The sequence below is a fragment of the Niastella vici genome (assembly GCF_002077945.1).
Taxonomy (GTDB): Bacteria; Bacteroidota; Bacteroidia; order Chitinophagales; family Chitinophagaceae; genus Niastella; species Niastella vici.
In genome coordinates this window covers 88,081-110,791 of sequence record NZ_LVYD01000049.1, presented here as the reverse complement: position 1 = coordinate 110,791, position 22,711 = coordinate 88,081, and the positions used below count along the sequence as shown (strand labels likewise).

Genomic DNA, 22,711 nt, shown 5'->3' with positions numbered 1-22,711 from the left:
TAGCGGGGTGCTTTGAAAAACTAACAAACAAAGACCATAGAAACATTTATTTTTGGGGCTAATTCAATGAAGTATGTTACCAAAGATCAAGCCTCACCATACAGAAGCATGGGATAAACTGGAACGCCATTACAAGAAGATCTCAGAAACCCATTTGCGCGAACTGTTTGCCGACGATGCCGACAGGTTTAAGCAATTTTCCATCTCATTTGAAGACATCTTATTCGATTACTCCAAGAACCGGATCACTGCCAAAACCTTATCACTGCTCACCGACCTCGCCAATGAATGCAAATTGCCCGAAGCCATTGAGGCCATGTTCACAGGCGATGCCATCAACGAAACAGAAGGCCGGTCGGTATTGCATACTGCCCTGCGCAACCTGAGCATGACGCCTGTATATGCACAGGGCAAAGACGTAATGCCACAGGTGCAAAAGGTATTACAACAAATGGAACGGTTCTGCAACCGTATTCACAGCGGTGAATGGACGGGTTATACCGGCAATAAAATAAAATACATTGTCAACATAGGCATTGGCGGCAGCGACCTGGGCCCCTATATGGTCACTGAAGCCCTGAAACCCTACTGGAAAAAAGATATTCAGCCTTTCTTTGTATCAAATGTTGACGCCACCCATATCGCCGAAACATTACGGAAAGTAACGCCCCAGGAAACATTGTTCCTGATAGCCTCCAAAACATTTACCACCCAGGAAACCATGACCAATGCCCATACGGCCCGGCAATGGTTCCTGGATGCAGCCGGTGACGAAAGCTATATCGCCAAACATTTTGTGGCGCTTAGCACCAATGAAAAAGAAGTGGTGAAATTCGGCATCGATAAAGCCAATATGTTCGAATTCTGGGACTGGGTTGGCGGCCGTTATTCTTTATGGAGCGCCATTGGTTTATCCATTGCCCTCACCGTAGGCTACGAGAACTTTGAATCGCTGTTAAAAGGCGCGCTTTCGGCCGATAATCATTTCCGCACCACACCTTTCGAAAAAAACATTCCGGTGATCATGGGCCTTATAGGGCTTTGGTACACCAATTTCTTCGAAAGCCAAACGGAGGCCATTCTGCCTTACGATCAGTACATGCACCGCTTTGCCGCCTACTTTCAACAAGGCAATATGGAAAGCAATGGTAAAAGCGTTGACCGCAGGGGCAAACCTGTTCGGTACGAAACGGGGCCAGTTATTTGGGGAGAACCGGGCACCAACGGCCAGCATGCGTTTTACCAGTTAATACACCAGGGAACCCTGCTGATACCCTGCGATTTTATTGCACCGGCCATCAGCCACAACCCTATCGGTGATCATCATGCAAAACTGTTGTCGAATTTCTTTGCGCAAACAGAAGCGTTGATGAATGGAAAAACCGAGGCGGAGGCAGAAGCCGAACTGGTAAAAGCAGGTAAATCGGAAGAAGAAATAGAAGCCCTGGTGCCGTTCAAAGTATTTACCGGCAACAGGCCAACCAATTCATTCCTGATAAAAATGATCACGCCGTATACATTGGGGCAACTGATCGCTTTGTACGAACATAAGATCTTTGTACAGGGCGTTATCTGGAATATCTTCAGCTTTGATCAATGGGGCGTTGAATTAGGGAAACAGCTTGCCAATAATATTCTGCCCGAGCTGCAGGATGACAAACCTGTTACCAAACACGACTCATCGACCAACGGATTGATCAACGCCTGGAAGAAGATGAAGGAAGAATAATAAAGTAAGTTGTAGAACATGAATAAAAAAAGCTCTGTTGTACGCCAACAGAGCTTTTTTTATATTGGGGATTTGGTTATAATATTCTTGTACCCAGATAAACCTGGAATCCCTGGTTTTTCCATTTTTCCTTATTATCAATATCATTAATGTTTGCCAGGCCAACTACATAACGGCCTCCCAGTTTCAGGCTGCCGATATTCAATTGTACGCCGCCCAGCATGGAGAAATCGCCTTTCTTAAAAGCATCCTTTCCATTTTGGAAAAGGGAATTATCCTGATTAAGCAGAATGCCAAACTGCGGACCGGCCTGCAGGGTAAAGAACTTGGCCAGGTTGTAATTTAATAAGATAGGAATGCTTAAATAATTCAGCTTTCCTTTTACGTCGTTAGAGCCTTCGGGGTAAATATCACTGAATTTGGTACCGGTGCGGTAATTGGTTTGGTTCCACATTACTTCGGGCTGTATAGCAACTTTGTCACTGAGACCCAATTCGGCAAATGCGCCCAGATTATATCCAAAAGTAAATTCATCTTTCATCGACGTACCGTCCACTTTGAAAATATTAGCACCAGCTTTAACGCCAACATGGAATCCTTGAGCGAACGACAAAGAAGTCAGTGTTGAAGCAATAGTTAATAACGCCAGGGATTTTAGTTTCATATTCTGTTTTTTATGGTTCACCAATAGAAATTCAACTTATATGCCAAGGTTCACCCATGGCTGTTAATTTCCCTTAACAGCTGCGTGAAGAAATACATAAAAATCAATTCGTTAAAAGCTTATTCCGGCAGTAACGGAATAAACGGTATTGAGTTTTGAACTACCGTCCTGTACATCCTGTAGAAAATAGTCGAACAACACCTGCGATTGCAATAGGAACCTTCCTTTCAGGTAGCCACCCCTGAGTGCCAAACAGGCGCTCTGAAACGCAAATTGCGTATTATCCGAGATATCTTTATTACTGGGTAATGAGTTGGCGCGAACGGGTGAAAAGTTATAGGAATAGGAGGTGTTAAACCCATAATTCTGCGTGCCCGCATTCAACATGGCAATAGGCGTTAACGTTATGTTATCGTTCTTGCTTAATACGCCATACCAGTCAATATCCTTTCGAACTGAAATGGTAGCTGAAAAATCACGCACCGATGTAGTGTTCTTTATGTTCACATAATATCGGTTTAAATATTCCAGCAACCGTTCCCGGCGAAGCACTTCTCTTTTTTGATATTCTTCCTTACTGCCCCAGCCATAGCTTAAGCTCAGGGTTGGCCGTACCCACCATTTCTTATAGGAGAAATAAGCAAATACTTCATTCTGGATGGGTGTGGTATAAAAATCGAGCGAATCCCTTGTAAAGTACCGGGTATATGCGATACCGGTGGAAAAACTCCTTTTTATCATATCGAACGATGGGCTCACCGAATACTGGTAAAAATTCATCCCGTTATTCAATAAGGCAGCACCTGTAGCAGCGATGCCAAATCCCGTTTTATGAAAATAGCCGATCGATGGCGAAAAAATGAGCTTTTTTTGCGTGTTCACGGTTACGGTATTCTTGTCGTTAAAACTGAAGAACCCGGTACCAATACCTGTATTCAGGGTGAAAAAACTTTTACGGCCGGCCAGGCTGTCGAGATACAGGTCAAAATCTTTTAATAATGAGTCCATCACAGCTGTGGTATCGCCCTGTGCAAATAAAGAATCCAGCTTTCCCCCTTTTTGGGAAAAAGATGGTTGCATAGCTACCGTAAAAACAATCAGCACGAGCAATTTCTTCATACGTTTGCTAATTATCCGGCTGGCGGCATACCGGGTGCAAAGTGCACAGAACGAAGATGAGATTAAAAAAATTGTAGCCGGTTTAATCATTACTAATATTTTGCTAACTTATATTACCTTAACTATTACGACCATTACGCTATGATAACCTGTTTGATAGTGGATGATAACGATTTGTCGAGGCTCACATTACATCAACTGGCGCTGCAAACCGGAAGGTTGCAGATCACTGGCGAATGTAAGGATGCTATTGAGGCCCACCGCAATATTACGGCCAATCCGCCTGATTTGGTTCTTTTAGATGTAGAAATGCCGGGAATGACCGGTATTGAATTGTTGAAAATATTGCCCAAAGAAACCCTTGCTATTCTCACCTCGTCCCAAAAGCAGTATGCCGTTGAGGCCTTTGACCTGAATGTGGTCGATTACCTGGTAAAACCGGTAAACCTGCCCCGCCTCCTACAGGCTATCGACAAAGTACAGGATATTCTGATGCGGAATGATACAGAAGTGACGTCGGCGGTCGATGACTATCTCTTTATAAGAGATAATAATATGTTGAAAAAATTAAGGCTCGAAGAAATACTATGGATCGAAGCCATGGGCGATTACGTTAAAATACGCACCGAAACGCAATGGCACATTGTACATTCTACCCTTAAGGCGGTGGAAGAAAAGATCAACTCGGGCCGGCTCATGCGCGTTCACCGCAGTTACATCATTTCGCTCGATAAGATCGACTCTATAGAAGACGGCGCCGTGAATATCATTAATACCCCCATACCCGTGGCCGAGAGTTACCGTAGTAAACTGATACAGAAAATAAAGTTATTATAAGATTGTAGTAAATAGTAAATTGCATTGGTTTGGGTGCATTAGCCACGTAATTGGCGTGTTTTACGGCTATTGTCACCTGCAACCCTGAACGCGTAGTTTTAGTAAAGCACAGTAGCAGTAGCAATATCCGTTCCCCAGGTTAAGGTTAGGTTACTGAGGTAGCATCAGTTACCATGAAGAGAAACATTAAACCTAACAGGCTTATTCTTTACAGTATTGCCTTTTCGGTGGCTTTTATAGCAGCTGGCGTCATCCTTCAATTCAACACCGAGCGGATAATCAGTAAATCCCGCTCAGCCAGCCGCGAAGCCGTCGAGTCTTTCCATTTACATAACAAACTACAAAACATTGTAAAAAATGTGATCCTGACCGAAAGCCGGGTGCGCGGGTTTGTAATTACCGGCGACAGCAATTTCATTGTTGGTGTTCAGGATACGCTTAACCTGTTAAAACATGAACTGGCTGCTTTGCAAAAAGCCGCCATGAACCAGTATAACCAGGCCTCCTTTACCCGCCTGGCCTCGCTCATCGAAAAAAGGATCATCATCAATAACGAAATAATTGATGTGTATACGCGCTTCGGGAAAGCGCAGGCCGAAAAAAGGATCTCCAGCAAAGCAGGCACCATTTTACGCGACAGCATTACCGAGCTGTCGATGCAGTTGGAGAAAGAATTATATGATCAGTTACAGGCCGGTATTCAGGCGAACCGCAAGCGCACCTTCAGGGTGTTGATCATAAGCCGGCTGCTTACCATTCTCGGCTTGTCGGGCATTGTCATTTTATCGGTGCTGGTCATTCGCCATTTAACGCGCATGCACCAGCTTATAAGGGAACTGAAACAGGCTAACGACAATGAAACAGAAGCCCGGCATAATATAGAAAAGATCTCTGCCGAGATCCAGGACCTGTATAACAATGCGCCATGCGGTTATCACTCCCTCGATTGCGACGCCCGCATTGTTGCCATCAACGATACTGAACTGAAATGGCTCGGTTATACGCGCGATGAAGTAGTGGGTAAATTATTCATTTACGATATTCTTGAAGCCGAAACCGCTCATAGCGTACGGGAAAACTTTTCCAATTTTAAAAAGACCGGTTCGGTACGCGAACGGCGGCTGACCATGCGCACCAAAACCGGTAAAACTTTTCCGGTGGTATTAAACTCCGTGGCCGTTTATGATGCAGTGGGTAATTATGTTTCGAGCCGCTCAACCATTTACGATATAACCGAACAACAAAAATCAGAGAAGGCATTGAAGGAGGCCCGCCAGCAGGCCATTGAATCGGCCAACGTAAAAGAACAGTTCCTGGCCAACATGAGCCATGAAATACGAACGCCAATCAATTCTGTCATTGGCTTTACCAATCTGTTACAAAAAACGAAAATGGGCGATGAACAAAAACAGTTTGTCAACCTCATTCAATCGGCCAGTGAAAACCTGCTTACCATCATCAACGATATCCTTGATATTTCGAAAATAGAGGCCGGCATGTTGCGGATTGAAAAAAATCCGTTCAGCCTGCGCGGGCTTTGCAGTTCTATTGAAACCATGTTCTATCATAGGGCGCGGGAGAAGAACCTTTCTTTTTCGCTTTACATCCAGGATAATATCCCCGATACATTGACCGGCGATGCAGTGCGCCTTACGCAAATACTGGTGAACCTCATCAGCAACGCGATCAAGTTCACCCAAAAGGGTGGCATCTCAATCAATATCACTACAATTATCCAAAACAGTGAATATGTCAATCTGCGGTTCTCAGTGAAGGACAGCGGCATTGGTATTCCGGCCGATAAACTGGATGCCATTTTTGAACGCTTTCAACAGGGCGAAACCGATACCACGCGCAAATATGGCGGAACCGGACTGGGCCTTTCGATCGTACGCAACCTGGTGCAATTGCAGGGGGGCGAAATTGCTGTGGAAAGCGATCCCGGTAAAGGCACCGAATTTGTATTTGAGATTGAATATTCGCTGGTGCCCGTAGGTGGGGCTATTGCCACTACCCTGCCGGAACAGGCCGAGATAAACGCCGGCGCCTTCCCCGATGCACGGGTACTGGTGGTCGAAGACAATGCCATGAACCAGTTGTTGATCAAATTCACTTTCCAAAGCTGGAAGGTGAATTATGAGCTGGCCGATAACGGTTCCAAAGCCATTGAATGGCTGCAACGCGCATCATTCGACCTGGTATTGCTCGATATTCAGATGCCGTTGATGGATGGTTATGCCACGGCACAGGCTATACGCCAGGAACTGAAAAGTGATATTCCCATTATTGCCATGACGGCCCATGCGCTGGCCGGTGAGCGGGAAAAATGTTTAAGCTATGGCATGAATGATTACATTTCAAAACCCATCCATGAAAAAGAATTATACACGCTGCTTAAAACATACCTGGGCAACGACCGCAGCACAAATATTGAATCATTGAAGAACGAGTTGCATTATATTGATCTCAACTTTCTGGAAGATATGGTCATGGGCAGCAGCGATTTCCTGAAGACCATCGTAAAACAATTCCTGAAACAATTCCCCGGCGAAATGGAAGCCCTCAAAAACGCCGTTGACCAAAAAGACGCGCACCAGGTGGCTACCCTCGCCCATCACATTCAATCCACCGTTTCTATATTAGGTAAGAATACTCCTTTCTTTCAACAACTCGAGAAGCTCGAAAAACTGGCGAAGAAGCATCCGGCGCCTGCCGTTCTCTCAACCGAGTATGACAAACTGAATGATTACAAACAGTTGTTATTACAGGAAGTGAACCAGTTACTGAACATAAAAGTGTTTTAAGGGTGAATGGCGAATAGCTCGCGAATTTTGAAAGTAATAATTAATCTTGCGCCGCCGGAAATTATTGACCATTGACCATTGACCACTCGCCATCCCTCTCCATCGGGCAATTCGAATGATTCGGCTATACTTTTACCCGATTCACCGAAACTATTGCGTGAAGGGGGATTTCACAACGTATTTTTGTGTGGTCAATAAGAAAAAACCCCAGCAACTGACCTTTGAAACAAATTCATTTTCAGTTGATTTTAAAATAGTTTTTCCCCTAATCCCTGAATCGTAGAGCAACCCCTTATCCACCCCTTTACCGTAGAAATGCCCCTGGCATAGTAAATAACCCTAATGAGTTCATTGGTTAAAGCTTGATTTAGTATTCTGAAGAAGGAGACTGGCTAAAATGGTTTACGTTGGCCCATCGCGCGTAAACAGCTTTTCATCTATAACAACCCAAACCGTAGCAAATAGCATTTTAGCTGGTTTCCCTTTTCCTTTAAAACTGCAAGCCCCTGTTAAGGCCAAACCCCATTGTGGCAGGGCCGGTAGCGTATTATTTTTATTTATTTATCCCTTGGTAACCGTACCCTTTAACTTTTATCCCGATTCATCGGGATAAGCATTGAAATTGTACCCTTTAAGTCATCACGATCCGTAACCTGTATCACAATCCGTATTCATGCCCATTTGCACGGTTAAGGCCTGAACACAGAAATCACAAATTCAGTAATCAGCTTCTGAAAGCCCTTAAAAAAACCTGCTTGAACTAAAAGGACTGTCGATAAATATTTGACAGTCCCTTTTTATTGCTCTTAAGAAAGTTCTATAACTGTGATCTCAGGTAATATGCCTACCCTGCCCGGATAGCCTATAAACCCATAACCCCGGTTCACATACAACTTCTGGTTGCCCGATTCATATAAACCAGCCCATTGTTTATACATATACTGAACGGGGCTCCAGCGAAAACCGGGCAGTTCAACACCGAATTGCATGCCGTGGGTATGACCCGCCAGTGTAAGATCAATATCGCCATATTTGGTGCGCACTTCTGCATCCCAATGGCTGGGGTCGTGGCTCATAAGTATCTTGAAGGGGTATTGTTCAGAACCGGGATACGCCTCTTCCATTTTACCATAACGGCCGAAATTGCCTTTGGCGCTCCAGTTCTCGATGCCCAGCAGCGCAATACGGTCGGCGCCTTTTTCAAGCACCACATGTTCGTTCATGAGCAGGCGCCAGCCCATTTGTTTGTGCACCTGTTTCAACTGCTCCAGGTTCTCCTTTTTAGCTTCATGGCTGTCCCACCGAACATAATCGCCATAATCATGATTGCCCAACGTTGAATATACACCGAGCGGGGCGTTCAGCTTATTGAATACGTCGATATAATCTTTCATTTCGATGGCCCGGTCGTTCACCAGGTCGCCGGTGAAAAGGATCACATCGGGTTTCTCTTTCAGGATCTTTTTAACGCCTTTTTCAACGGCCTCTTTATCCATAAAGCTACCTGAATGAATATCGGAGATATGCACGATGCGCATTCCCTTAAAGGCTGCCGGCAGGTTTTTAAAGCTCATCTTCATTCGGTTTACCTGGTAGCGGTATTTATTGCCGAACCCATATACCAGGGTACTGAATACGGTTCCACCCACTGCCAGTCCCAGCCAGCTTAAGAATACAGAACGGGTAATTCCTGCCCCATTCTGGGCAATAGCCGGCGAAGGTTTTTGGGCAATCCGGCTAACCAGCCAGGTTCCGCCCCGGCGAAGATCATCAACCGCGAAAAATATGGAAGCAATTACTTTTGATATAAATAAACCGATCACAATGGCCCGTACATAAGTGACCACCCACCGGGGCCAGTTGTCGAAGTGCACATAGGGCATTAAAACAACTATCAGCATGGCCGATACAGAGATCACCCAATACCCTATTATAACCGCCAGCCGCGCTTTTGAGGAAGCCGGCAACACTACCTGTATAACCTGAAAAATATAGATATCCAGCAAGGCCATCAACCCCAGCAGAAAAAAGAAAAATCCTGAATTACGCATATGTTCGTTTTATTGAATATGTTCGCCTTCTTACCTCAGCTCACTGAGCCAAGGCTGTTGACTTCCGGGATAGACGAACCAGCTTCACTAAAATTGTATGAATTCTTCAACCTGCATATCGATCGCTTTCAGCGTACCGGCATCATGAAAATCGCCGGTGCCGTTCATAAGGTTATGGACCAGCGAAATAGGCAGTTTATTGGGATGAACCACCACGCGCAGATAATGCAAAATACTTGTTAAATGCTCAAGACCGCGCAAATTACCACCCCGGCCGGTGGCCACGCCGGTAAGCAGCGCCTTTTTGCCCCACCATGTTCTTTTATAATCAGAGATATCGAACATAAGCTTTAGCACACCGGGGATGCTGCCATTATATTCAGGAGAAATAAAAATGAATTTACTGGTGGGGATCAAAATATCATTTTCCAGTTGGGTGAACTCGGGGGTTTTGTCGATATATTTCCAGCCTTCCAGGGAAATAAAATTCGGAGTTATATTTTTTGACTTTAAAACCTGTTGATAATGCCGGGCTACTTTTTCTGTATTACTGCCCGGTCTGTTGGTACCGGAAACGATGGTATAAATTTCACTCATTGTATATTAAATAACGAAGATCGGTGATCTTGGTTCTGTTTTTTTGTTTTTCTTAGCACCCAAATCAAACTACATGAATTTCACCTATTACGGTCACTCCTGCTTTTCAGTGGAGGTCAAAGGTACAAAACTGTTATTCGACCCGTTTATAACTCCCAACGAACTGGCCAATAAGGTCATTGATGTAGATGCCATTGAGGCCGATTACATACTGGTTTCGCATGGCCATGCCGATCATATTGCCGATTGTGTGCGCATTGCCGGCCGTACCGGCGCCAAAGTGATCTGCAGCTGGGAAATTTACGAATGGTTAGGCAAACAGGGCATCAACAATGTGCACCCGATGAACACTGGTGGCAAATGGAACTTCGGCAATTTTACCGTGAAGTGCGTAGTGGCCCAACACTCATCGGGTTTACCCGATGGCTCGTATGGCGGTAACCCGTTTGGTTTTATTGTATATACAGCCGATGGCAATTTCTATTACAGCGGCGATACCGCGCTCACGCTCGATATGCAGCTGATACCGGCCTGGGCCGAATTGAAATTTGCGGTATTACCAATTGGCGACAACTTCACCATGGACGTGGCCGATGCGGTGCATTGCGCACAAATGATCAAATGCCAGCAGATCATTGGCGTGCATTACGATACATTCGGTTTTATTAAAATTGACCATGCAAAGGCGAAAAAGGCTTTTGCCGATACCAGTTGCGTGCTGCATTTGGTGAACATTGGCGAAACGGTGGCTATGAAATAAGCAATGGCTCAACATGGGATAATAACTACCCTGCCGAAGGTGGTTTTTCGCTCGTTTTTTTACCCAAAACCCCAAAAAATAGCGGCTTTTAAAATATTAAAACATTAAATGCTGATAATAAGCCTAATGTAATAATTTTGCGATCCGGCAAGGGCATCCTCCTTTTTTTGGGGGATGCTTTTTATTGTCGAGTTAATACAATTTTATTCACTAATAGGCTTGTGGACTGTATTGAATGCGGTAAATAAGTATATTGTCACCGATATTTGCCCTTTCTACGGTTGAACAACCGGAAAAGACGAATTACAAGTGCTGATTTTTCGTGTTTTTACGAATGCAGTGAAGCCGTTTTCAGTGAAACCAATTAAAAAAAATCCAACGACCTGCCTAGGCCGTGCTAATGGGACTGCGTGTCGCCTTAGCTTCAGCGGTGGCGAAAGGCAAAGCAGGCAGGAATGTAATTAATCACTATGGGCCGAGTAATTGGAGTAGCCAATCAAAAAGGGGGAGTTGGAAAAACGACTTCCGCCATCAACCTGGCGGCCAGCCTGGCCGTTCTGGAGTTCAGAACATTATTGGTAGATGCCGATCCGCAGGCCAACAGTACCAGCGGGGTGGGTTTTGATCTGCACAATGTTCAAACCAGTTTGTACGACTGTATGGTAAGCAGTACGCCGATGAAAGATGTGATCCTGAAATCGGAGATCCCCAACCTGGATATCATTCCGTCGCACATTGACCTGGTAGGTGCCGAAATTGAAATGATCAACTACCCTAACCGGGAAAGTGTATTAAAAGGTTTACTGGAACCGGTGAAAGAACTATACGATTTTATCATTATCGACTGTTCGCCTTCACTGGGTTTGATCACAGTGAACGCGCTTACTGCGGCCGATTCGGTAATGGTTCCGGTACAGGCAGAATTTTTTGCATTGGAAGGTCTTGGCAAATTATTGAACACAATTAAGATTGTTCAAAGCCGTTTAAATCCTGATCTGGTCATAGAAGGTATTTTAATGACCATGTACGACGGCCGTTTGCGCCTGTGTAACCAGGTGGTGAATGAGGTGCGCAAGCATTTTGACGAAATGGTGTTTGATACAATTATCCACCGCAATGCCCGCATTAGCGAGGCGCCCAGCGTTGGGAAACCGGTGATTTTGTATGATGGTCAAAGTAAAGGGGCTGTCAACTATCTGAACCTGGCCAAAGAGATCCTGCAAAAGAACGATATGACGAAAATAAAGCAGGAAGAGCGGATATTAGAATAATGTGGTGGCGGTGGTTTCGCGATAGCGGGACTGTTGACATGATCCAAAACAATAAACCATATACAATCAATGACCAACCCCAAACAAAATAAAGACGCGCTGGGTAAGGGAATCCGTTCCCTGTTGCAGAATATAGATTCAGATCTGAAAAACGCAGCTGGCAACCTGAAACAGGAAGTTGCCCAAACGGTTACTGCCATCCTGCGCATTCCCATTGAACAAATTGAGCCAAACCCGCGGCAGCCCCGTCACGATTTTGACGAACAGGCCCTGCAGGAACTGGCATCTTCTATAAGGTTGCACGACATTGTGCAGCCCATCACCGTTTCACAATTAACCGCTGGCGGTAAATACCGGCTTATTTCGGGCGAACGCCGCTGGCGCGCTTCCAAACTGGCGGGGCTCAAAGACGTACCGGCCTATATTCGCCAGGCCAATGACCAGGAACTGCTTGAGCTGGCCCTGCTCGAAAACCTGCAACGTGAAGACCTGAATGCGGTTGAAATAGCGTTGAGCTATAAACGTATGATGGAAGAGTTGAACTATACCCAGGAACAGGTTGCCGAGCGAATGGGTAAGGAAAGAAGTACTGTTGCCAACTATATCCGCCTGCTTAAACTGCCGCCCGATATTCAGGTTGCTGTACGCAAAAATGAGATCAGCATGGGGCATGCCCGCGCGCTCATTAACGTTGATACCGTAGACAAACAATTATTCATTTATAACGAGATCAGAAGCCGCAGCCTGAGTGTTCGCCAAACAGAAGACCTCGTTCGCAAGATGTATAAAAGCGGTACTGCTGCCGCTGTTAAAGAATCGGTAAAAAGCTCCCTTCCTCCGGCATACAAGAAAATTGAAGATAACTTAGCAACACATTTCAGTACGAAGGTTAAATTAAATCATAACAAAAACGGGCACGGAGCTATTTCGATCGAGTATTACTCGATCCAGGAGCTGAATAAGATCTTAGATCAGATCGGTGTCTCGGCTTAAGTTCGCCTGCATGAAGCAATTTTTCGTTGTTATTGCACTTACCCTTACAATTCCTGTGCTGTCAATGGCACAGCAAAAAGACAGCCTCATTGTAAAGGATACCACGGGAAAAATAGTAGCCAGTCATAAAGTGAAAAAAGGACTCTGGCGCGATTCGGCTGGTAACCGGGTATATTCACCCCGCACGGCCGCTATCTATTCTGCCATTCTTCCCGGCCTTGGCCAGATATACAATAAAAAATACTGGAAGGTCCCCATCGTATATGCAGCCGTTGGTATACCTATCTATACCTTTTTTGACAATAAGCGGTGGTATAACCGTACCAAATATGCGCTGGCGGTGGTATCGAGCCCTAATTTTCCCAATAATACCGACAGTATTGATGCAGTGAATTCGAAATTACAATCACTGGTTAAAAATGGGCAGGCAAGCTCCATCCTCAACTACCGCAACGAGTTCCGTAAGAACATGGACTACTCCATCCTGTTCACCCTGTTATTCTGGGGTTTAAATGTGGTTGATGCTACGGTAGACGCCCACCTGAAAGGTTTTAACGTAAACGACAACCTCACCATGCAGGTAAAACCGGCTATTCTTTCAACCAGTTCGGTTGGCGTAAGTGTAGTGTTCAGGTTTACCGATAAAAGCAATACCTTAGCGCGCTGAAAAAGTTTCCAGTTAATTTAATTTCCAAGAGATGAAAATTGCGTTAATCGGCTACGGCAAAATGGGTCATGCCATTGAAGAAATTGCCTTGCAACGTGGCCATGAGATCGTTTTAAAAGTAGGTATCGAAAACATTCAGGACAATACCATCGAGAATATTAAAAAAGCCGATGTGGCCATTGAATTTACCGGTCCCGAGGTCGCCTTTGACAATGTGCTCCGGTGCTTCGATGCGGGCGTTCCCGTTGTTAGCGGTTCAACCGGCTGGCTGCAACGCTTTGAAGAAGCGACCACCTACTGCACTAAAAAGAACGGCGCCATGCTGTATGCCAGTAACTTCAGCGTAGGGGTCAATATTTTCTTCGCCATTAATAAAAGACTTGCCGAATTGATGGCCCCGCATAAGGAATATGATGTAAAGCTTACAGAGGTACATCATACACAAAAGAAAGATGCGCCCAGTGGTACCGCCATCACCCTCGCCGAAAGCATTTTACAATCAATAGAGCAAAAGAAGCAATGGGTGAACGAGGCAAGCAAAAACCGGGAAGACCTGGAGATCATCAGCGAGCGGGTTGACCCCGCCCCCGGCACGCATATCATCACTTACCAATCAGAGATTGACGACATTGAAATAAAACATACGGCCCATAACCGCAAGGGATTTGCTACCGGCGCTGTACTGGCTGCCGAATTCCTGAAGGGTAAAAAAGGTATTTACAACATGAGCGATGTGCTGGGCCTGTAGAACAAATAAATAAAAAGAATATATACACAAATAACCTCCGCCAAACGGGGGTTATTTGTTTTATGTACATAATAATCAGGTTATTATTCATAGAACATTATTTAAACCTGATATTAGCCCAAAATATTCCTAAAATATTTATCAATTTTTATTCGGGCTATTTAGATCCGGTTCCTGCAAAACCTTATCACTAATTTGATATTGCTCAATTTTTATAGCAATTGCACTTTTCTGTCGGGTAATTAAGTAAATTTTAGTACGAATTACCAAACTACTGCTACATGAACTGTCTCAAACCGGATCATCCTTGCTATGCGATAACCTTTCCTTTTGCGAATCATATTGAATTTGGAAGCACCTCCCCCGGCCCGCCATGTATTCAACACATTTTACCCTCTTTAACAATATTTCCTTCTTTTTATGACCCTGTTTTGGTCATAAGCGGGCGACCAGGCAAGCACACAGCGCGTAAAACAGGCACTGGCAGAAGATTTGATACTATCACTATCAGAAAGGTCTGGGGTAGTAAGGTCTGCGTGCAAGTAAAAGCCATAACTATTATCGGCTGAATGTTTAACCTGCCAAACATGAAACGAAAAAAGATCCGCATGGCTATTGCAGAAGATCACCAGATGGTAATCGATGTATTACTGTCGCTGCTACACAAGCATGAATATTTCAAAGCTGTTATTATAACCACCAATCCGCAGGAGCTGCTTCGCCAAATGGCCTGCACCCCTGTTGATATTCTGTTTGCCGACATCACCATGCTTTACAGGAATGGTCATGAACTGGCCAATCAGGTTAAAGAGCTGTTCCCCCGCATAAAAATGGTTGCCCTGTTTGAAAAGGGCCAGGACAATATCGTAAACACGATGATAGAAGAAGGGACCATTGCGGGTTATGTGTTAAAAACCACCGATAAACAAACTTTAACCAAAGCATTGGAAAACATGATTGAGCATATTTACATAAACGATAAAACGCTTAACGAAATGCCTAATCCTACTACAGTACGCCTCAGAAAAGTAACTCCCGAAACAACACATCTTACCGACCGGGAGCTGGAAGTCATTCGCCTCATTGAGCAGGAATACAGTAATAAGCAGATCGCCGAACGGTTGTTTATCAGCGAACGCACTGTTGAAACCCATCGTAAGAACATATTCCGGAAAACAAAGACTACCAGCGTTATCGGGCTAATCAAGTACGCGTATGTACATAAGCTGGTGAGCATAAGATAAAGGGGCAAAAACCAGGCAATTGTAAAAGGAAGCTCTGGCTGGGGCCGGCGGTTTTAAGCAGAAACCGGGGGCTTATACATCCGTTCATATAAGATAGCGGAGGATAAATAAATTATTTTATCTTACGCCCTTATAGCCCTGCGCCAAACTACCGGGGCATTTTACGTGTTTAAACAGAAAATACATGCTATCCAAGAAAGCCCAGTATGCCTTTAAGGCCTTGATGTATATGGCTGAGAAGAAGGATAATGAACCTATTCTTATTGCTGAAATTTCGAAAAAGAAACGCATTCCCCTTAAGTTTCTGGAAAACATCCTGCTCGAGCTAAAAAAAGCTGGCATTCTCGAAAGTAAAAAGGGAAAAGGGGGCGGCTATTTCTTTAAAGTATCGCCCAAAGATGTTTCCCTGGCCAAAATTGTACGGTTAATAGATGGCCCCATAGCCATGCTTCCCTGCGTAAGTCTTTACTTTTACGAACGATGTAAGAACTGCGATGAAAAGCAATGCGGCCTGCACGATATGATGGTGCTGGTACGGGATGCCAATTTGCGGATCCTGGAAAAGAAAACCGTAGCCGATCTTACCAAAAAGACCGTATAGATCAACCTGTTAAGTAAACTAACCGGAAGTAAGTTCCCAGGCCCCTGTTTTCATTATTATTTGATGGGGTATAGGGGGATTTGCGGCTGATTTTCGTACTTAAATTGTAGCTTTGCCGCCGAAATAAACATTCAAACAGATATGTCTACACTCACCAAAAACATTGACTTTTCACTTCCCTATAAAGTTAAAGATATCAGTCTTGCAGAATGGGGTCGGAAAGAGATTCGCCTTGCAGAGGCTGAAATGCCGGGTTTGATGGCGTTACGTGCCGAATATGGTTCATCACAGCCTTTAAAAGGCGCCCGTATCGCCGGCTGTTTACATATGACCATTCAAACAGCAGTGCTTATTGAAACCCTGATCGCCCTGGGCGCAGAGGTTAAATGGAGCTCTTGCAATATCTTCTCTACCCAGGACCACGCTGCTGCCGCTATTGCCGCTGCCGGTATTGGTGTTTATGCCTGGAAAGGCCAAACACTGGAAGAAGCCGACTGGTGTATTGAACAAACATTGTTCTTTGGTGGCGCCGACCGCCCCCTGAACATGATCCTCGATGACGGTGGCGACCTTACCAACATCGTATTCGACAAATACCCTGAGCTGGTTCAACACATCAAAGGTTTGAGTGAAGAAACCACTACAGGCGTTCACCGTTTGTACGAAAGAATGGTTAAAGGCACCTTACCTATTCCCGCCTTTAACGTAAACGACTCTGTTACCAAATCGAAATTCGATAACAAATACGGTTGTAAAGAAAGCCTGGTCGACGCTATCCGCCGCGCTACCGATGTAATGCTGGCTGGTAAAGTAGCTGTTGTAGGCAGCTATGGCGATGTAGGTAAAGGTTCTGCCGCTTCACTGGCAGGAGCCGGTTGCCGGGTTATCGTTACTGAAATAGATCCTATTTGCGCTTTACAGGCTGCTATGGATGGTTTTGAAGTTAAAAAGATGATCGACGCCGTTAAAGAAGCCGACATCATTGTTACCGCTTCGGGCTGCCGCGACCTCATCACCGGCGTTCACTTCAAAGCAATGAAAGACAAAGCCATCGTTTGTAACATTGGCCACTTCGATATTGAAATTGACGTAGCCTGGTTGAATAACAACTACGGACATACCAAAGACACCATTAAACCCCAGGTTGACCTGTATAACATCGATGGCAAAGAGATCATTTTGCTGGCAGAAGGCCGCCTGGTGAACCTCGGTTGCGCTACAGGACACCCCAGTTTTGTAATGAGTAACTCCTTTACAAACCAAACACTGGCCCAGTTGGAACTGTGGACAAACAGTAAGAACTACGAGAACAAAGTATACGTTCTGCCTAAACACCTCGATGAAAAAGTTGCCCGCCTGCACCTGAAAAAGATCGGTGTTGAGCTGGATGTACTTACCGATGAACAGGCTGCTTACCTGGGTATACCCAAGGAAGGACCGTTCAAACCCGAACACTACAGGTATTAATTGCACCTGTACCAATTCAGCAAGCGTTTACACTCGCATATAAAAACCCTCCGTTCCGGTAGCTATCGGGACGGAGGGTTTTTGATTTATAGACCATTCAGCAAGGGATACGTCAAATACGCAAAAAATACAATATAGTATCACAATACTATATTCTTAAAATATAGTACTACAATACTATAACGCATAATTATAGTACTACAGTACTATAATTTGATAATATAGGCTTATAAGCCTATATTTGTTAGAAAGGGGGGATAGTTTATGGTTAATAATCAGAAAGCCGCAGTGATCAGCGGGGATATAATAGGTTCTTCCCTGTTGAACCCGGCATCCAGGAGAAAGCTGCAGCAAATACTTGACGCGTTTTTAAAGCACTCAGCTAAACAATGGCCCGATATGCGCTTTCAACAATATCGTGGCGATAGCCTGCAGGTAATATTCACCAGTAACCGGCTGGCTTCCTTACGAATGGTGTTATTGCTGCATTGCTACCTTATACAGGAAAATTACAAAATACGGCTGGCCGTTGGAGTGGGCGAAATCAGTTTTAAAAGCAAACAGCTCATCACTTCCGACGGCTCAGCGTTCCAGCTATCGGGCCCCTACCTCGATGAATTGGCAAAAAACGGTGATGTGATCAGCATTGCGGGTATATCCGAAGAATTCACCAGCGAATGGCAGGTTCACAGCGCCACCCTGAACTATCTTATTCAACGCCTCACCCCCCAACAGGCGCAAGCTTTATACCTGCAATTACAGAACCTTACCCAGGCAGCAATAGCAAAAAAATTAAAGATCAAACAACCCTCGGTAAGCCAACGGCTTCAGGCAGCCGGCTGGCCGGTTGTTAATAAAATTCTCACCCGCTTCGAATCGGTTATACCAACGCTTTAATTTATATTTAGACGCAGAACGCTCAAAGTTTAACGCAGATGGCCCCGCCCGCATTTCGGGGTGTGTTTGGGTTATTGAAGAAGATCGAATTCCGGAAAGCAGCGTTAAGCACTCAGTCTTAAGCATTAATTATGGTAACCTTATTTCAATGGCTTTTCGCTCACCTCCTGGGTGACTTTATATTTCAAACGCGTGCCATGGTACGCCACAAACAACGTTTGAAAGCCCGCTCCTGGATGCTTTATCTGCACTGCGCCATTCATGGTATACTCGTTTACCTGTTTGCACCCAATTGGAATTTATGGATACTTCCGGTGCTTGTGACGTTCACGCATTTCGTGATCGATCTGTGGAAGCTGAACCAACCAGATAAACCTGTTTATTTTATCGTTGACCAGATAGCGCATATTTTAACCATCTTCATTTTGTGGTGCCTGTTTGTAGCGCCCGCAGGCTGGCTGCCCAAAAACTGGATATCGGTTATGCATAACCAATCGGCCTGGGCCATTGCCACCGGCTATTTACTGGTTACCTTTCCCCTATCATTATTACTGGCCGGCGCTACTCAAAAATGGCGCCGCGAAGCAGAAGAAACCGGTATGCGCTCTTCCATAAGCCTGAATGATGCGGGAAAATGGATCGGCATTTTTGAACGTATTCTGGTGTACACCTTTGTGGTAACCGGCCATTTTGAAGGCATCGGTTTTTTGATCGCGGCCAAGTCGATCCTCCGCTTTAATGATATTAAAGGCAGCGAAGCACGTAAGGAAGCAGAATACATTTTGATAGGTACGCTGATGAGCTTTTCTTTTTCCATTATGATCGGACTGATAATCAGGTGTTTTATCCAACTTTAACAAACAATTTATGACACCCTGCCGTTCTCTATAGTAGAACAAACAGTGTGTTATATGAAAAATGTGATCACCTGCAGCCGTATTTACCGGCTGGCAATAATAGCTTTTGCGTTTCTTCCTTTTACCGCGATGGCTCAAAATAAAAAAGAAGATAAAAAAGCCGAAATAAAGAATATAGTTGAGGCCAGGAATTTTGTTTTTAAAGCACAAACCGCCCTGCCCTCTTCCGGCAACGCCCGGCAATTAACTTATGATTTTGACCTCACAGTTTCGAAGGATACGATCATCAGCGATCTGCCTTATTTCGGCCGTGCTTATACTGCGCCGCTGAACCCATCAGTTGGCCCTTTGAATTTTACTTCCACCGATTTTCATTATAAGGTCACTGACAGAAAGAAAGGCGGATGGGTCATAAATATTACGCCCAAAGACCAGCAGGACCCCAAACAGTTTACCCTGAACATTTTTGACAACGGATCAGCCTCGGTTGTTGTAACCAGTTACAACAGACAACCTATTTCATTCAATGGATATGTGACGGCAAAAAAATAATTGGCACCCAATTCTTCAATTTCACTCCACAAAAAGGGCCATCCCGGTAGCTATCGGGATGGCCCTTTTATGGATCCAATTTAAATTTTCAATCAACGAAATCCTTTATTGCTTGGCCGGGCTTGTTTCAGTTTTTGTCTTGCCTTCCTCTGTTTTATGTTTCATTTTTGTACCGTGCGAACGCTTGTTTTTAGGATGTACAACATTATGGGCCTTGTCCTTCATCGTTGTATTAGGCTTTACTTTTGTTTTTGAGTCATTGGTTTCTGTTTTCTTCTTGTCCTGCGCTGGCTGGTCCTGAGCATATGTACTGCTCATTGCAAGCCCGCAGGCAATGCACAACATCAATATGGCTTTTTTCATAACTAACATTTACCTTATCTATAAAAAATTCCATGCCATATTCTCTTTTTAATTGTTAAGCGGTTGTAAACGCCCCGATGAGGCAATGGGGAAATTATTGCGATGCTGAGCCTTTCTGTAAGAGTAAGGACAATGGAAAAAACCTCAGTTGCCTGGCGGCAGCTTTGATCTCGCTCACAAACTGCTCAGCACCATTCTATGTAAGGGCAATGGAAAATACCTCAATTGCCTGCCTGGCGGCGGCTTTGATCTCGCTCTCAAACTGCTCAGGGCCCTTACGTAAGGGCAATGGAAAACACCTCAATTGCCTGCCTGGCAGGCGGCTTTGATCTCACTCACAAACTGCCCAGCGCCTTTTCCGGGGAATCCCACCCATTGTTTTATCACTTTGCCATCGGCCGATAATAGTACGGTCAGCGGGAAATCACCCTTTGTATTGTATACATCGGCCAGGTGCTCATTCTGTTCCTGTTGGTCTTTTGGCAACTGGTTCTTTTTCAAACGCGGAAAATCGGCGTTCATCAAAACCAGGTCTTTTCCGGCAACTTCCTTAAAAGCCTGGCTTCCAAATATTTCCTCGTGCATTCGTATGCAGGGGCCACACCAGTCGGACCCGGAAAAATTCAGTAAAATGTACTTATGCTCCTGTTTGGCTGTTTCCCGGGCTTTGTCAAAATCAGTACCCCAACCCGGGAATAACACTTTCGTCACAATCAATAACAACGCTGGTAATGTCATAGTATATCACTTTTTTACAGGTATGTTTCAACATCGATAAAAGTATGCCTAAACCCTCTTAATCGATCTTAACCGATCGTTAATTCATGATCAAGATCATTTTTTAGGGGTTTATGCTTACCAACCTGTTGTATTACAGGCGGCAAGTATTATAACCTCCTCCCGGTGCTATAGTTTATATCAAAATGTTAATTCAAACCCCGTAAAATTCCTGTCCATGGTCATAACTAAACCGAATTAGAAAAATAATGGCAACAAACAAAATGATACCCGGATTTCCGACGTTTGAAGTACGCATAAAACGCTTCACATTACCAGGCGACAAAAGCGTACAAATAAACACTTACCGCCACCTCATACATACCCTAACACGCACCCTACGTTTACTCTTACTTGTTTTTTAAAAAGTTAAAAAAGGTAACAACTATCCTTACCTGCGAATTGATCCAAAACAACTTATTGCCATATTTCGCGAAATTCATACAATGTGATGACAAAAATCATAACATTGAGATGCATTCCTGCGTTTACTTTACATGTACACACTTACCTGATCCTAGAAGATTGTCACTTAAAATCTCAAAATCCCTATGCGCCAAACTAACCGTTCAAACGTGAGCTTCTATGGGTCTGAGCAACCAGATGCTGCCGTACAGCTCCGCCCGGTCAATACCCAAACCAGGAGTAATAACAACCCCCTGCATTATCAAAAGAATATATTGCTCGACCATATCAGCGATGCCGTGATCTTTACCGACATGGACCTGCGTATACTTTACATCAATAAAAAAGCGGAAAAGGTATTCAGCCTGCGGTCGAAAGAAGTGGCCGGAAGCCTTTTCAGGGACGTAATACCATACGAGTACATTACCGATTCGCGCGAAGCGGCTTTGCAGCTATTGCACCAAACAGGCAACTGGCAGGGCAAGGTGGTGTTTACCCGCAAAAATAACCAGCCAGTTTATTTACTGGCGACCGTTACATTTGCCCGGGATGAAAACAACAAGGCAGTGGGGGTGATCGCCACACTGAAAGACATAACAGCCGAAGAAGTGACCATCGAATCTGCTCGCCAATACCGGCTTGAGCAACAGAAAGAAATAAACCGGATAATGATAAAGACCCAGGAGAATGAACGGAATGAACTGGGCCGGGAACTGCACGACAACATTAACCAGATACTGGCTGCGGTTAAATTACAACTGGAATACAGCCTGGAAAATTATGAAGACGAAAAATGCACAGTTGAACGATGCAAAAGCAATATTGAAGAAGTGATCAGGGAGATCCGCAACCTCTCGCACCGGCTGATATTACCCCGGTTTGCAGAAACCAGCCTGGCGGCGGAAATTCAAAAAACCATCGATAACATTCAGCAACAGCAACCTGTTTTACTGCAACTGCAAAACCTGAATGAGTCGCTGCTGCCCGACAATATCAAGGAAACCATTTACCGTATTATTCAGGAACAACTCACCAATATCATCAGGCATGCAAAGGCCGGTCAGGCGGTCATAAAACTGCACAACACAGCTACCACCGTGTTCCTTAGCATTGAGGACAATGGCGTTGGCTTTAATACAAAACAAAGCCGCTATGGAATAGGCATTACCAATATCCTGAACCGGGTTGAAACCTTTAACGGCAGCGTGCATATTCTCTCAAGTCCCGGCAAGGGCTGCCGGCTCGAGGTTAGCATACCCCTGGGAATGAAAAATGAACAATGAGAAAGTAAGAAGGGAAGACAAGCCT

General features: G+C 44.7%; 21 protein-coding genes. 15 read left to right on the top strand and 6 right to left on the bottom strand.

Translation table 11 applies throughout. The features are described 5' to 3' along the window. Positions 1-73 precede the first annotated feature (73 nt). The gene (gene pgi, locus A3860_RS19130) at positions 74-1,729 is read left to right on the top strand and encodes a glucose-6-phosphate isomerase (protein ID WP_081148568.1); all 1,656 of its coding nucleotides are present in this window, start codon (positions 74-76) and stop codon (positions 1,727-1,729) included. A gap of 76 nt (positions 1,730-1,805) precedes the next feature. On the opposite strand, the gene A3860_RS19125 is transcribed toward pgi, so the two are convergent. Beyond that, complete coding sequence (locus A3860_RS19125; protein ID WP_081148566.1) at positions 1,806-2,393, bottom strand: porin family protein; 588 nt, start codon at positions 2,391-2,393, stop codon at positions 1,806-1,808. A 111-nt stretch (positions 2,394-2,504) separates the two neighbouring features. Continuing rightward, on the bottom strand, positions 2,505-3,512 hold the full coding sequence (locus A3860_RS19120; protein ID WP_143774180.1) for a hypothetical protein: 1,008 nt from the start codon (positions 3,510-3,512) through the stop codon (positions 2,505-2,507). Between the two features lie 141 nt (positions 3,513-3,653). Here A3860_RS19120 and A3860_RS19115 point away from each other — a divergent pair, with 141 nt between their 5' ends. Together A3860_RS19115 and A3860_RS19110 are read left to right on the top strand one after the other, a co-directional pair. Further along, a complete protein-coding gene (locus A3860_RS19115) occupies positions 3,654-4,349 on the top strand; it encodes a LytR/AlgR family response regulator transcription factor (protein WP_081148561.1) in 696 nt (231 codons plus the stop codon). Between the two features lie 173 nt (positions 4,350-4,522). Further along, the gene (locus A3860_RS19110; protein ID WP_081148557.1) at positions 4,523-7,153 is read left to right on the top strand and encodes a hybrid sensor histidine kinase/response regulator; all 2,631 of its coding nucleotides are present in this window, start codon (positions 4,523-4,525) and stop codon (positions 7,151-7,153) included. Positions 7,154-7,959: 806 nt separating this feature from the next. Here A3860_RS19110 and A3860_RS19100 read toward each other — a convergent pair. Next, positions 7,960-9,204 carry a metallophosphoesterase gene (locus A3860_RS19100; protein ID WP_081148552.1) on the bottom strand — a complete coding sequence of 415 codons (1,245 nt, stop codon included), beginning with the start codon at positions 9,202-9,204 and terminating at the stop codon, positions 7,960-7,962. A gap of 87 nt (positions 9,205-9,291) precedes the next feature. Then, positions 9,292-9,801 (bottom strand): NADPH-dependent FMN reductase, encoded by a 510-nt coding sequence (locus A3860_RS19095; RefSeq protein WP_081148550.1) that lies wholly within the window; start codon positions 9,799-9,801, stop codon positions 9,292-9,294. Positions 9,802-9,874: 73 nt separating this feature from the next. Between A3860_RS19095 and A3860_RS19090 the strand changes: the two genes are divergently transcribed. The 11 genes from A3860_RS19090 (at position 9,875) to A3860_RS19040 (ending at position 19,858) form a co-directional block, all read left to right on the top strand. Continuing rightward, a complete protein-coding gene (locus A3860_RS19090; RefSeq protein WP_081148548.1) occupies positions 9,875-10,561 on the top strand; it encodes a metal-dependent hydrolase in 687 nt (228 codons plus the stop codon). A 470-nt stretch (positions 10,562-11,031) separates the two neighbouring features. Further along, positions 11,032-11,832, top strand: a complete 801-nt coding sequence (locus A3860_RS19085; RefSeq protein ID WP_081148546.1) for a ParA family protein — start codon at positions 11,032-11,034, stop codon at positions 11,830-11,832. A 69-nt stretch (positions 11,833-11,901) separates the two neighbouring features. Continuing rightward, positions 11,902-12,825: a ParB/RepB/Spo0J family partition protein gene (locus A3860_RS19080; protein WP_081148544.1), complete on the top strand. Its 924-nt coding sequence runs from the start codon at positions 11,902-11,904 to the stop codon at positions 12,823-12,825. Positions 12,826-12,835: 10 nt separating this feature from the next. Then, a complete protein-coding gene (locus A3860_RS19075) occupies positions 12,836-13,492 on the top strand; it encodes a DUF5683 domain-containing protein (RefSeq protein ID WP_081148541.1) in 657 nt (218 codons plus the stop codon). A gap of 31 nt (positions 13,493-13,523) precedes the next feature. Then, positions 13,524-14,240, top strand: coding sequence for a 4-hydroxy-tetrahydrodipicolinate reductase (gene dapB, locus A3860_RS19070; RefSeq protein ID WP_081148538.1), 717 nt, complete (start codon positions 13,524-13,526; stop codon positions 14,238-14,240). A 587-nt stretch (positions 14,241-14,827) separates the two neighbouring features. Next, positions 14,828-15,484 carry a LuxR C-terminal-related transcriptional regulator gene (locus A3860_RS19065; protein WP_158085308.1) on the top strand — a complete coding sequence of 219 codons (657 nt, stop codon included), beginning with the start codon at positions 14,828-14,830 and terminating at the stop codon, positions 15,482-15,484. 184 nt (positions 15,485-15,668) lie between these two features. Next, a complete protein-coding gene (locus A3860_RS19060) occupies positions 15,669-16,085 on the top strand; it encodes an RrF2 family transcriptional regulator (RefSeq protein WP_081148534.1) in 417 nt (138 codons plus the stop codon). Positions 16,086-16,226: 141 nt separating this feature from the next. Further along, positions 16,227-17,552: an adenosylhomocysteinase gene (gene ahcY, locus A3860_RS19055; protein ID WP_081148531.1), complete on the top strand. Its 1,326-nt coding sequence runs from the start codon at positions 16,227-16,229 to the stop codon at positions 17,550-17,552. A gap of 264 nt (positions 17,553-17,816) precedes the next feature. Continuing rightward, positions 17,817-18,449, top strand: coding sequence for a sigma factor-like helix-turn-helix DNA-binding protein (locus A3860_RS19050; RefSeq protein WP_081148528.1), 633 nt, complete (start codon positions 17,817-17,819; stop codon positions 18,447-18,449). Between the two features lie 131 nt (positions 18,450-18,580). Continuing rightward, on the top strand, positions 18,581-19,306 hold the full coding sequence (locus A3860_RS19045; RefSeq protein WP_081148525.1) for a DUF3307 domain-containing protein: 726 nt from the start codon (positions 18,581-18,583) through the stop codon (positions 19,304-19,306). A 54-nt stretch (positions 19,307-19,360) separates the two neighbouring features. Next, complete coding sequence (locus A3860_RS19040) at positions 19,361-19,858, top strand: DUF4251 domain-containing protein (protein ID WP_081148522.1); 498 nt, start codon at positions 19,361-19,363, stop codon at positions 19,856-19,858. Between the two features lie 105 nt (positions 19,859-19,963). On the opposite strand, the gene A3860_RS19035 is transcribed toward A3860_RS19040, so the two are convergent. Further along, a complete protein-coding gene (locus A3860_RS19035; RefSeq protein ID WP_081148520.1) occupies positions 19,964-20,221 on the bottom strand; it encodes a hypothetical protein in 258 nt (85 codons plus the stop codon). Positions 20,222-20,521: 300 nt separating this feature from the next. Beyond that, positions 20,522-20,959: a thioredoxin family protein gene (locus A3860_RS19030; RefSeq protein ID WP_081148513.1), complete on the bottom strand. Its 438-nt coding sequence runs from the start codon at positions 20,957-20,959 to the stop codon at positions 20,522-20,524. Positions 20,960-21,549: 590 nt separating this feature from the next. On the opposite strand from A3860_RS19030, the gene A3860_RS19025 reads away from it, so the two are divergent. Continuing rightward, positions 21,550-22,686 (top strand): PAS domain-containing sensor histidine kinase, encoded by a 1,137-nt coding sequence (locus A3860_RS19025; protein ID WP_081148510.1) that lies wholly within the window; start codon positions 21,550-21,552, stop codon positions 22,684-22,686. Positions 22,687-22,711: the final 25 nt, after the last annotated feature.

Bases quoted from the DNA above. Each gene is read 5' to 3' on its own strand.
- A3860_RS19025 (WP_081148510.1), top strand. From the start codon at position 21,550: ATGCGCCAAACTAACCGTTCAAACGTGAGCTTCTATGGGTCTGAGCAA.
- A3860_RS19100 (WP_081148552.1), bottom strand. From the start codon at position 9,204: ATGCGTAATTCAGGATTTTTCTTTTTTCTGCTGGGGTTGATGGCCTTG.
- A3860_RS19095 (WP_081148550.1), bottom strand. From the start codon at position 9,801: ATGAGTGAAATTTATACCATCGTTTCCGGTACCAACAGACCGGGCAGT.
- A3860_RS19075 (WP_081148541.1), top strand. From the start codon at position 12,836: ATGAAGCAATTTTTCGTTGTTATTGCACTTACCCTTACAATTCCTGTG.
- A3860_RS19110 (WP_081148557.1), top strand. From the start codon at position 4,523: ATGAAGAGAAACATTAAACCTAACAGGCTTATTCTTTACAGTATTGCC.
- A3860_RS19120 (WP_143774180.1), bottom strand. From the start codon at position 3,512: ATGAAGAAATTGCTCGTGCTGATTGTTTTTACGGTAGCTATGCAACCA.
- A3860_RS19090 (WP_081148548.1), top strand. From the start codon at position 9,875: ATGAATTTCACCTATTACGGTCACTCCTGCTTTTCAGTGGAGGTCAAA.
- A3860_RS19115 (WP_081148561.1), top strand. From the start codon at position 3,654: ATGATAACCTGTTTGATAGTGGATGATAACGATTTGTCGAGGCTCACA.
- A3860_RS19080 (WP_081148544.1), top strand. From the start codon at position 11,902: ATGACCAACCCCAAACAAAATAAAGACGCGCTGGGTAAGGGAATCCGT.
- A3860_RS19085 (WP_081148546.1), top strand. From the start codon at position 11,032: ATGGGCCGAGTAATTGGAGTAGCCAATCAAAAAGGGGGAGTTGGAAAA.
- A3860_RS19030 (WP_081148513.1), bottom strand. From the start codon at position 20,959: ATGACATTACCAGCGTTGTTATTGATTGTGACGAAAGTGTTATTCCCG.
- A3860_RS19065 (WP_158085308.1), top strand. From the start codon at position 14,828: ATGAAACGAAAAAAGATCCGCATGGCTATTGCAGAAGATCACCAGATG.
- A3860_RS19050 (WP_081148528.1), top strand. From the start codon at position 17,817: ATGGTTAATAATCAGAAAGCCGCAGTGATCAGCGGGGATATAATAGGT.
- A3860_RS19040 (WP_081148522.1), top strand. From the start codon at position 19,361: ATGAAAAATGTGATCACCTGCAGCCGTATTTACCGGCTGGCAATAATA.
- A3860_RS19035 (WP_081148520.1), bottom strand. From the start codon at position 20,221: ATGAAAAAAGCCATATTGATGTTGTGCATTGCCTGCGGGCTTGCAATG.
- A3860_RS19060 (WP_081148534.1), top strand. From the start codon at position 15,669: ATGCTATCCAAGAAAGCCCAGTATGCCTTTAAGGCCTTGATGTATATG.
- A3860_RS19125 (WP_081148566.1), bottom strand. From the start codon at position 2,393: ATGAAACTAAAATCCCTGGCGTTATTAACTATTGCTTCAACACTGACT.
- A3860_RS19045 (WP_081148525.1), top strand. From the start codon at position 18,581: ATGGTAACCTTATTTCAATGGCTTTTCGCTCACCTCCTGGGTGACTTT.
- dapB (WP_081148538.1), top strand. From the start codon at position 13,524: ATGAAAATTGCGTTAATCGGCTACGGCAAAATGGGTCATGCCATTGAA.
- ahcY (WP_081148531.1), top strand. From the start codon at position 16,227: ATGTCTACACTCACCAAAAACATTGACTTTTCACTTCCCTATAAAGTT.
- pgi (WP_081148568.1), top strand. From the start codon at position 74: ATGTTACCAAAGATCAAGCCTCACCATACAGAAGCATGGGATAAACTG.